Annotated in this window: 9 protein-coding genes, 6 tRNA genes and 1 pseudogene; 10 read left to right on the top strand and 6 right to left on the bottom strand. The window is 45.0% G+C overall.

Translation table 11 applies throughout. From position 1 onward, the window contains the following. Positions 1 to 51 precede the first annotated feature (51 nt). The 6 genes from ACERC5_RS09250 (at position 52) to ACERC5_RS09225 (ending at position 562) form a co-directional block, all read left to right on the top strand. A tRNA-Phe gene (locus ACERC5_RS09250) sits at positions 52 to 124 on the top strand. Between the two features lie 17 nt (positions 125 to 141). Beyond that, positions 142 to 222: transfer RNA gene (locus ACERC5_RS09245), tRNA-Tyr, on the top strand. 7 nt (positions 223 to 229) lie between these two features. Further along, positions 230 to 300: transfer RNA gene (locus ACERC5_RS09240), tRNA-Trp, on the top strand. Between the two features lie 12 nt (positions 301 to 312). Next, a tRNA-His gene (locus tag ACERC5_RS09235) sits at positions 313 to 385 on the top strand. 10 nt (positions 386 to 395) lie between these two features. Next, a tRNA-Gln gene (locus ACERC5_RS09230) sits at positions 396 to 467 on the top strand. Between the two features lie 11 nt (positions 468 to 478). Beyond that, positions 479 to 562: transfer RNA gene (locus ACERC5_RS09225), tRNA-Leu, on the top strand. Positions 563 to 682: 120 nt separating this feature from the next. Here the strand turns inward: ACERC5_RS09225 and ACERC5_RS09220 are convergent. Then, a pseudogene (locus ACERC5_RS09220) lies at positions 683 to 870 on the bottom strand (transposase); the annotation flags it as partial. Between the two features lie 349 nt (positions 871 to 1219). Here ACERC5_RS09220 and hisS point away from each other — a divergent pair. The 4 genes from hisS (at position 1220) to ACERC5_RS09200 (ending at position 4213) form a co-directional block, all read left to right on the top strand. Further along, complete coding sequence (hisS, locus tag ACERC5_RS09215; protein ID WP_373659589.1) at positions 1220 to 2497, top strand: histidine--tRNA ligase; 1278 nt, start codon at positions 1220 to 1222, stop codon at positions 2495 to 2497. Between the two features lie 9 nt (positions 2498 to 2506). After that, positions 2507 to 2806: a cell division protein ZapA gene (gene zapA / locus ACERC5_RS09210; protein ID WP_018368495.1), complete on the top strand. Its 300-nt coding sequence runs from the start codon at positions 2507 to 2509 to the stop codon at positions 2804 to 2806. Continuing rightward, positions 2803 to 3336 (top strand): CvpA family protein, encoded by a 534-nt coding sequence (locus tag ACERC5_RS09205; protein ID WP_373659588.1) that lies wholly within the window; start codon positions 2803 to 2805, stop codon positions 3334 to 3336. The genes zapA and ACERC5_RS09205 overlap by 4 nt, the downstream gene beginning before the upstream one ends. Before the next feature lie 586 nt (positions 3337 to 3922). Next, entirely contained in the window at positions 3923 to 4213 is a 291-nt protein-coding gene (locus ACERC5_RS09200) for a hypothetical protein (protein WP_373659587.1), read from the top strand. 93 nt (positions 4214 to 4306) lie between these two features. Here ACERC5_RS09200 and pgk read toward each other — a convergent pair whose 3' ends face one another. From pgk to lepA, 5 genes are all read right to left on the bottom strand, one after another. After that, complete coding sequence (gene pgk, locus ACERC5_RS09195) at positions 4307 to 5503, bottom strand: phosphoglycerate kinase (protein WP_373659586.1); 1197 nt, start codon at positions 5501 to 5503, stop codon at positions 4307 to 4309. A gap of 250 nt (positions 5504 to 5753) precedes the next feature. Further along, on the bottom strand, positions 5754 to 6380 hold the full coding sequence (locus tag ACERC5_RS09190; protein ID WP_373660618.1) for a DUF1648 domain-containing protein: 627 nt from the start codon (positions 6378 to 6380) through the stop codon (positions 5754 to 5756). Continuing rightward, entirely contained in the window at positions 6364 to 6645 is a 282-nt protein-coding gene (locus tag ACERC5_RS09185; RefSeq protein ID WP_373660617.1) for an autorepressor SdpR family transcription factor, read from the bottom strand. Before ACERC5_RS09185 ends, ACERC5_RS09190 begins: the two co-directional genes overlap by 17 nt. Before the next feature lie 203 nt (positions 6646 to 6848). Continuing rightward, positions 6849 to 7202 carry a DUF6054 family protein gene (locus tag ACERC5_RS09180; RefSeq protein ID WP_373660616.1) on the bottom strand — a complete coding sequence of 118 codons (354 nt, stop codon included), beginning with the start codon at positions 7200 to 7202 and terminating at the stop codon, positions 6849 to 6851. Between the two features lie 135 nt (positions 7203 to 7337). Next, positions 7338 to 9167 carry a translation elongation factor 4 gene (gene lepA / locus ACERC5_RS09175; protein WP_373660615.1) on the bottom strand — a complete coding sequence of 610 codons (1830 nt, stop codon included), beginning with the start codon at positions 9165 to 9167 and terminating at the stop codon, positions 7338 to 7340. Positions 9168 to 9474: the final 307 nt, after the last annotated feature.

Genomic DNA, 9474 nt, shown 5'->3' with positions numbered 1-9474 from the left:
GTCGGGCTCATAACCCGAAGGTCGTAGGTTCAAATCCTGCTCCCGCAATAAGGCTCGGTAGCTCAGTTGGTAGAGCAATGGATTGAAGCTCCATGTGTCGGCGGTTCGATTCCGTCTCGCGCCATTACAATTAAAAATCTCGGAGAGATAGCGAAGAGGCTAAACGCGGCGGACTGTAAATCCGCTCCTTCGGGTTCGGGGGTTCGAATCCCTCTCTCTCCATCCTTTTACGGGCATAGTTTAAAGGTAGAACTAAGGTCTCCAAAACCTTCAGTGTGGGTTCAATTCCTACTGCCCGTGTAAGCACCTATGGCGGGTGTGGCGAAGTGGTTAACGCACCAGATTGTGGCTCTGGCATTCGGGGGTTCGATTCCCCTCACTCGCCTATTTCTTATTGGGGTATAGCCAAGCGGTAAGGCAACGGACTTTGACTCCGTCACTCGTTGGTTCGAATCCAGCTACCCCAGTTCATCATTAAGCCGGCGTGGCGGAATTGGCAGACGCGCTGGACTCAAAATCCAGTGTCCTCACGGATGTGCCGGTTCGACCCCGGCCGCCGGTATAGCTTAATGTAGTTGAAAAGACAAGATTTCTAAGCCTTGTCTTTTGTTTTATCTTTTCTATTGCTCTTTTTCAAGTTGCCAAAAAATGGCTCTTTGTCAACTGTAGTGGGTTGACCCACTTAACACCGAGAGAGGACAGTTCTTGTCTTCTCTCGTTTTATGTTTATGGCAATGAAAATGCGAGTTTTGTCTTTTCAAAGTTTCTGAAACCAAAGGCGTTGCGCTTAATAACCTTGATGATGTTGTTGGTTGCTTCAATCTTGGCGTTAGAGTAGGGCAGTTACAGGGCATTGACAATCTTGTCCCTGGCAATGTTGGCATTTTGGAGCAGGGTAATCAAGTTTAGCGATGACCTCTTTGTGACTCCCAGCCTCCACAACCTCCAAAATAGTGATATTAGGGTCTTTAATTCCGAGTAGGTTTGTGATAAAATTGAACTGTTCCATATGTGTCTTTCTAATGAGTTGTTTAAGCACTTTTCATTGTAGGTCATATGAAACTTTTTTTCTACACTCAAAAGGCTCTATAATCTCCATGGTGGATTTACCCACTACAGAAATTATAGAGCCACTTAACTTGTAAAGAGCTTTAATTTTTAGAAAAATACACATCATTTATGGTACAATAGAAGGAACAGAATAGCAAAGGAATGAAATATGTTACTTCAAAAACCAAAAGGAACCCAAGACATTTTATCTAAAGAAAGTGCTCGATGGCAGTATGTGGAAGGTTTGGTACGAGAGCTTTTTGCCCAGTACAATTACGCTGAAATCCGCACACCCATGTTTGAGCATTACGAGGTTATCAGTCGCTCCGTTGGGGATACGACCGACATCGTGACCAAGGAAATGTATGATTTCTATGACAAGGGCGATCGTCATATCACGCTTCGCCCAGAAGGGACAGCTCCTGTTGTCCGCTCGTATGTAGAAAACAAGCTCTTTGCCCCAGAAGTGCAAAAGCCCGTCAAACTTTACTATATGGGTCCCATGTTTCGCTATGAGCGGCCGCAGGCAGGACGACTTCGCCAGTTCCACCAGATTGGGGTAGAGGCCTTTGGTTCTAGCAATCCTGCTACCGATGTAGAAACCATCGCTATGGCCTATCATCTTTTTACTAAACTGGGCATTGCCAATGTCACCTTGCACCTGAATACACTGGGGACACCAGCTAGTCGGGCAGCCTATCGCCAAGCCCTGATTGACTACCTAACCCCCCTCAAAGACCAGCTGTCCAAGGATAGCCAGCGCCGTTTGGCAGAAAATCCTCTACGGGTACTGGACAGCAAGGAGAAAGAGGACAAGTTGGCTGTGGAAAAAGCGCCATCTATCCTAGACTATCTGGATGAGGATAGCCAGGCTCACTTTGATGCCGTTCGGGAAATGCTGGAAGCACTTGGCATCCCTTATGTCATTGATACCAAGATGGTACGAGGGCTTGATTACTACAACCATACTATTTTTGAATTTATCACCCCGCTGGAGGGCAATGAGTTGACTGTCTGTGCGGGTGGTCGTTACGATGGCTTGGTCGAGTATTTCGGTGGTCCTGCCACGCCAGCCTTTGGCTTTGGTCTTGGTATGGAGCGTCTGCTGCTGATTCTGGACAAGCAAGATTTGCTGCCTGATATGACGCCTCGCCTGGATGTTTATATCGCGGTGTTAGGGGCTGCGGCCAATAGCAAAGCTTTGGAGCTGGTACAGACCATTCGCAAGCAAGGCTTCTCAGCCGAGCGAGATGTCCTTGGCCGTAAGCTTAAGGCTCAGTTTAAATCAGCGGACAGCCTTGGTGCTAAGTTGATTTTGACCCTCGGAGACACAGAGGTTGACACAGAGGTTGTTACGATCAAGAATAACCAAAGCCGCCAGGAGATGCAGGTTACTTTTAACCAACTGCGAACAGATATGACTGGGATTTTAGACAAATTAAGCTAGGAGAAAGAGATGACCAAAAACCGATACAAATTCACTTTTGGGCAGAAAACCCTAACCTTAACCACTGATAAAGATAATCTTTATATGGAAGAGGTAGAGCGTCTTGCGAGGGAAAAATATGATGCCATCAAGTCAAAACTGCCAAAAGCAGATGACGAGACGCTTGCTCTGCTATTAGCCATCAACACCCTGTCTGTCCAGTTGGGTCGGGAGAAAGAGATGGCTGAGTTGGCTGCTGAATTGGATCGTTTACGCTATGCTTCTGAACAATCCACGAATCAAACTAGCCTATTTGAGGATAGCCAATGATAACTTTACTGATGATAATAGCCTTGGCTTGGCAGTTTTACCTGGGTTATAGCAGAGGTCTGGTCAAGCAAACCTACCTCTTAATAGCTCTGGTAGTATCAATACTTGTTGCGAAGACGTATTACAAGCCTCTAGCAGGGCTCTTAACTTTTTGGGTTCCCTATACACAGGCTGTCGAAGAAAAAGTGCTAACCTATTTTCCTCAGGTCAGTATCTTTGAAATGGACAAGGTGTTTTACGCAGGTACTGCTTTTTTAGCGTTGACACTAGCCAGCTATTTTGTCCTACGCTTACTAGCTGTTTTTCTTTATTTTTTTCCGCTTTGGAAGTTAGATACAACTCGATTTAATATGATTAGCGGTGCGTTATCTGTTTTTATGACTGTGGTGTTTTGGTCAATGGCTCTTCGTCTGTTTGCTACGGTACCGTTTGACCAAGTGCAGAGCCTGTTAACGAGCAATCCGATTATCTCTCTGCTGATCAATGTTCCTATTTTATCAGATGTATTGAATCAACTTTGGGTAGGGTGAGATGGTCTTCTGACGAAGCTTGGGTTCTAATCTGAGACAAATAAAATCTTGATAGTAAGTTGATATAACTGGATATGCATGTAGTATTATTGAAAGTTTTACCGTTAGAAAACCAGGTTGCTTTGATTAAACTGATAAGATTATATACACAAAAATCTATTAGTGATATACGACAGAATTTAGTAAGTGGTTTGCCTGTGTTGAGAGTTCCATACTCAGAATTGGAGGAACTTAAGAGATGACGAATTCTTATTGGTGAAATTTTAAGTTTGAATGCAGAAATTCAGCTATTCTTAGATACAGAAGAAGATGAAATCGATATTATGTTTCTAGATAATACAATAATTTCTCAAGAAGATACCATTAGTTTGACCAATAATGAGAATTAATGGCAATCAAAATAAAAAAATATTGTCACTTATAACCGTCAGTTTTTCAACTTTTTTGACTAGAGCCTTTAGATTTGTTTCCTGGATACAAATTTCCTAGATTTTTCACAGAAAAAGACGCTATACCAGCGCCTTTTTTGTATTTACCAATTACTTGCCTGAGACTTGATGACCTCACGTCATTTCGGAGAACAGCTATGGCTATTCAAAAAACCTTGGGGAACCAAGGTTTTTCATCACAAAATTATTTTTCAGTAATGCTGACAAACCTGGAAGAACTGTACCTTTCAAGAGTTCCATTGATGCACCACGACCGCGTCGCAACTATTTTCACTAACTCAAAAGGGTGGTTTAACCACCCTTTTGTTAATATTTCGATGTTGCTCTTTTTTCGACAAAATCAGGATTTTGTCGAGATAAACGAACTAAATCTTATTTTTCTGTCAAAGCAGAAAGACCTGGCAATACTTTACCTTTACCTACCCTGATGTTCTAACCTCACTCCGTATCGGAGAACATCTAGGGATGGCACTAGAAAAGAGCTGTTTACACATCTCTTTTCGTCGCGAATATGTGGTTACTTATTTTTCAGTCAATGCTGACAAACCTGGAAGAACTTTACCTTCCAAAAGCTCCATTGAGGCACCGCCGCCCGTACTAATCCATGAGAACTTATCTGCACGACCAAGGTTGATGGCTGCTGCTGCTGAGTCACCACCACCGATGATGGATTTCACTTCTGGTTGCTTCACGATAGCGTCCATGACACCGATGGTACCTGCTTGGAAGTCAGGGTTTTCAAAGACACCCATAGGACCGTTCCAAACGACTGTTTTCGCACCTTCAAGCTCAGCTTCAAACTTCGCAATAGACTTAGGACCGATGTCGAGTCCAAGGAAACCTTCTGAAACAGCTTCGCCTTCGGTGTCACGCACCACATCGTAACCTGCAAAGGCGTTGGCTTCTTTCGAGTCAACTGGCAAGATGAGTTTACCGTTGGCTTTTTCAAGAAGGGCCTTAGCAACATCAAGTTTGTCTTCTTCGACCAATGAGTTACCGATTTCAATGCCTTGTGCCTTGTAGAAGGTGTAGGTCATACCGCCACCGATAAGGACCTTGTCTGCTTTTTCTAGCAAGTTTTCAATCACGCCGATCTTGTCAGATACTTTTGAACCACCAAGGATTGCGACAAATGGACGAACTGGGCTTTCAACCGCTTCTTGGATGTAGGCAATTTCGTTTTCCAAGAGAAAGCCAGCAACAGCCTTTTCAACGTTAGCAGAAATACCAACGTTTGAAGCATGCGCACGGTGAGCTGTACCGAAAGCATCGTTTACAAAGATGCCATCACCAAGTGATGCCCAGTATTGACCAAGTTCAGGGTCGTTTTTAGATTCTTTCTTGCCGTCCACATCTTCAAAACGAGTATTTTCGACCAAGAGCACTTGACCATCTTCCAAAGCATTGATAGCTGCTTCCAAGGCTTCACCACGAGTAGCACCTGGGAAGATAACCTCTTGACCCAGTTTTTCACCAAGTGCCTTAGCAACTGGTGCCAATGATTTGCCTTCTTTGTCCGTTTCTTCTTTGACACGACCAAGGTGAGAGAAGAGGATGGCACGTCCGCCTTGCTCAAGGATATACTTGATAGTTGGAAGAGCGGCAGTGATACGGTTGTCATTTGTAATCACGCCATCTTTCAAAGGCACATTGAAGTCCACACGAACGAGGACTTTTTTGCCCTTAAGCTCAACATCTTTAACAGTTAATTTAGCCATTTTGGATAAACTCCTTAAATATTTTTTACCTCTCTAGTATAGCATATTCTGATATTTTTTTCTCAAAAATTTGTGAAAAACATCTTATTTTCTTCAATACCCGAAAGAAAAGTAGACTGACTTGCTCAGCTAGTGGACATAGATGAATGGCAAGAAACGATTGACCAAGAGAAATGTCAAAGCCTTAGGCTGAGGCAGCCTGAGTGCTATAGTTGTGACACTGGTTGATTTTTCGATGTTCAGCAGTATCTTACTTCTTAAGGCTATGGCTAAGGGAACTGGCATAAATGAACCAACAAATTGCCCCAAAAGTCACTAACAATAAAAGCACAAAAGAAAGTTGGATAGGAAAGAGCAGACTGAGTAGCAAGACTAGACCCGCTCTGACAAAGAGATAAGAGGTTTGTTTGCGGAGGATAAGGGACACTGCTGTTTGTTCTAGCTTTTTCTGCTGATGCGGCCCTTCTTTTGTACTGTAGTTGCCCACTAAGAGCCAGCCGATGGCGACGATGAGGACCGCTACTTTTCTCATGTCTATGTCCCAGCCAAGGTTGAAAAATAGCAGAGCGGTCTGCAAGATGGTGATCAGCAGAGCACTTCCCAACTTAAAAGCTCTGATGACAGGCTGCTCCCCGATGCCAAGACTGCCCAAGATGATAGACAGCACCAGATAGATACCTGCCAAAAGGAGCGGTTGCCCCAGTAAAATCCAGCTCTTATCGGTCACACCATTGACCTGCCCATCCAAAGAGACGTGTGTGGCGAATTTATCTGGTAAATCCGCCCAAAAGACCTGCCCCAAGACCAAGGGCAGCAAGCACAACCCTAACCCAATAGCGACAACTGTCCAATCAATTTTCTTAATCACGTTCATCATGTTCTTTTCCTCCAAATCCAGCAATCCACACCAAGACTTCCTCAAAAACCGTCACATTGAGGCGGTAGTAGATGTATGTTTTTTCTCGCTCTTCTAAAATCAGCCCTGCCTTTTTCAAGACTGTTAAATGATGAGAGACAGTTGCCCCTGTCACATCAAAGAGCTCACTAATCTCACCAGCAGACTTTGGTCCCGCTTTTAAGCTGTCCAGTATCTGTCGACGAATAGGCGCTGCGAGTGCTTTAAGTGTTTCTGATAAGCCCATCATGACCTCCTGCTTTCTATTTAGAAGTATTTCTAAATAGAGTATAGCACTTTCGGATGTATCTGTCCAGCATTATTTCGATATTTTTCTAAATAATGGAGATGGGAGGAGATAATAGTCAATCGAACTCATTAAATTGTGTCCAGCAGTTGGATAACGCCTGATAAATTAGGAGGCTAGGACTATTGCCCTAACCTCCTTTTCTATTTTTCTGTATTCAACCACTCAAAGCCTTGCTTTCTCAAAGCGTCTGTGAACAATGAGGCAAAGTCACTATTGGCTCCCCAAGAGATGTTGAGAAAACCGCCTCCGCCACCTGAGCCAATAACATCTGCCACAACCCAGCCCGCAGAGGATGTCAGGTGTAAGGTAACACTCACATAACTCTCGACTCGAAAATAGAACTTTTCAAAGACGGCGAGCACGACCTGTTGACTTCCAAGGTCATGTTTGACAACTTCCACCAGATCAGCGTTTACCTCCGTCACTAGGCGGTCAAAGATAGCTTGTGGCTTCTCGGTTGTTTGCAAAACTAGTCTGTTTAAGCGTTCTCCCATGAGGTATCCTCCTGTTATTGCTATTGTTTTTCTGTAAGGGCAAAGGCACGGCTGACTTGAGGGGCGATGTATTAGAGATTACGACGAGTTCTTCGAGTCACTCTCCAGTTTTTAGGCAACTAGAGAAAACAAACCTCATTTGTTTTCCTCATCCATAGACAGGACGCTGAGGAAAGCTTCTTGTGGGACTTCGACCGAGCCAATCGCCTTCATGCGCTTCTTACCGGCCTTTTGTTTCTCAAGAAGCTTGCGTTTACGGGACACGTCACCGCCATAACACTTAGCAAGGACATTCTTACGCAGGGCCTTGATGTCGCTACGAGCCACGATTTTCTGACCGATAGCCGCTTGAATCGGCACTTCAAACTGCTGGCGTGGGATGATTTTCTTGAGCTTTTCCACGATGATTTTCCCACGTTCGTAGGCAAATTCCTTGTGGACAATAAAGCTGAGGGCATCGACCTTGTCGCCATTGAGAAGAATATCCATCTTGACCAGCTTAGAGGTACGATACTCGGAAATCTCATAGTCAAAGCTGGCATAACCACGAGTGGACGATTTGAGCTTGTCAAAGAAGTCAAAGACAATCTCTGCCAGCGGAATCTGATAGATGACATTGACACGGTTGTCGTCAATGTAGTCCATGGTGACGAAGTCGCCACGCTTGCGTTGTGCCAGCTCCATGACAGCCCCGACATATTCCTGGGGCACCATGATTTGGGCCTTGACATACGGCTCTTCGATGGATTGGACACGGGTCGGGTCTGGAAACTCAGATGGGTTTGCCACTTCAATCATCTCACCGTCTGTCGTGTTGACATGGTAGACCACCGACGGTGCGGTCATGATCAGGTCAATGTTAAATTCCCGCTCCAATCGCTCTTGAATAACATCCATGTGAAGTAGCCCCAAGAAACCACAGCGGAAGCCAAAACCAAGTGCTTGCGATGTTTCTGGTTCAAATTGCAGACTGGCATCATTGAGCTGGAGTTTCTCCAAAGCCTCACGGAGGTCGTTGTATTTGTTGGACTCAATCGGGTAAATCCCTGCAAAGACCATGGGGTTCATCTGCTTATAACCTGCCAAGGGCTCTGCTGCTGGCTGACTAGCTAGAGTTACGGTATCGCCGACCCGGGTGTCTGCCACGGTCTTGATAGAAGCTGCGATATAGCCAACATCACCAGTTGCCAGAACCTCTCGACCGACCGCTTTAGGGGTGAAGATACCGACTTCAGTCACGTCAAAGGTCTTGCCATTGCTCATGAGCTGGATGGTGTCGCCCGGCTTGACCATACCATTGACCACCCGTACCTGCAAGATAACCCCACGGTAAGGGTCATAGACGGAGTCAAAAATCAAGGCTTGAAGCGGGGCGGTCACATCGCCAGTTGGCGCTGGAACTTTTTCAACGATTTGCTCCAAGATTTCCTCGATACCGATACCCGCCTTGGCAGAAGCCAAGACAGCTTCAGAAGCGTCCAGACCGATGACATCCTCAATCTCCCCACGCACCCGCTCAGGATCTGCCGCAGGCAGGTCAATCTTGTTGATAATGGGCAGGATTTCCAGATCATTATCCAAGGCCAAGTAAACATTAGCAAGAGTCTGTGCTTCAATTCCCTGTGCCGCATCCACGACCAAAATCGCCCCCTCACAGGCCGCCAAGGAACGAGAGACTTCATAGGTAAAGTCCACGTGCCCGGGTGTATCAATCAAATGAAAGGTGTAGGTCTCACCATCTTTAGCAGTGTAGTTCAGCTGGACAGCGTTGAGTTTGATGGTAATACCCCGCTCACGCTCCAAATCCATGCTATCAAGGAGCTGGGCCTGCATCTCACGGCTGGAAACCGTCTCGGTCTTCTCTAAAATCCGGTCAGCCAGTGTTGACTTACCGTGGTCAATGTGGGCAATGATGGAGAAGTTCCGAATCTTCTCCTGACGTTTTTTCAAATCTTCAATAGTCATACAAAATCCTTATTTTTCGTTTGCCCTCTATTATAGCAAATTTTGAGCATCTTGAGGAGTTTGTTGTTTAATTTTCTATGGCCTTGCATTAGATGTGGGAGCAAAATAAGAAAAAAGGAGAATTCCTAATATGAGAAGAGGACGATTGCCTACCACAAAACCTCAGCTATTTAAGACAATCATCTGAAAAGTCACCCCTTTTCTGTACAATTTTTATAAAGTGTTTTTGTTAAGCGATAACTCGCTTAACCATAGGTGTTTGGTAATCGAGACTACCGTGAATGCGATGATGGTTCCACCAGTGGAC

The organism is Streptococcus sp. E24BD (assembly GCF_041807825.1).
Lineage (GTDB): Bacteria > Bacillota > Bacilli > Lactobacillales > Streptococcaceae > Streptococcus > Streptococcus entericus.
Note: the sequence above shows the minus strand (reverse complement) of the source record. Positions and strands in the feature narration are given on the sequence as shown.

Excerpts from the sequence above, each read along its gene's own strand:
- hisS (WP_373659589.1), top strand. The coding sequence starts at position 1,220 with ATGTTACTTCAAAAACCAAAAGGAACCCAAGACATTTTATCTAAAGAA.
- zapA (WP_018368495.1), top strand. The coding sequence starts at position 2,507 with ATGACCAAAAACCGATACAAATTCACTTTTGGGCAGAAAACCCTAACC.
- ACERC5_RS09205 (WP_373659588.1), top strand. The coding sequence starts at position 2,803 with ATGATAACTTTACTGATGATAATAGCCTTGGCTTGGCAGTTTTACCTG.
- ACERC5_RS09200 (WP_373659587.1), top strand. The coding sequence starts at position 3,923 with ATGGCTATTCAAAAAACCTTGGGGAACCAAGGTTTTTCATCACAAAAT.
- pgk (WP_373659586.1), bottom strand. The coding sequence starts at position 5,503 with ATGGCTAAATTAACTGTTAAAGATGTTGAGCTTAAGGGCAAAAAAGTC.
- ACERC5_RS09190 (WP_373660618.1), bottom strand. The coding sequence starts at position 6,380 with ATGATGAACGTGATTAAGAAAATTGATTGGACAGTTGTCGCTATTGGG.
- ACERC5_RS09185 (WP_373660617.1), bottom strand. The coding sequence starts at position 6,645 with ATGGGCTTATCAGAAACACTTAAAGCACTCGCAGCGCCTATTCGTCGA.
- ACERC5_RS09180 (WP_373660616.1), bottom strand. The coding sequence starts at position 7,202 with ATGGGAGAACGCTTAAACAGACTAGTTTTGCAAACAACCGAGAAGCCA.
- lepA (WP_373660615.1), bottom strand. The coding sequence starts at position 9,167 with ATGACTATTGAAGATTTGAAAAAACGTCAGGAGAAGATTCGGAACTTC.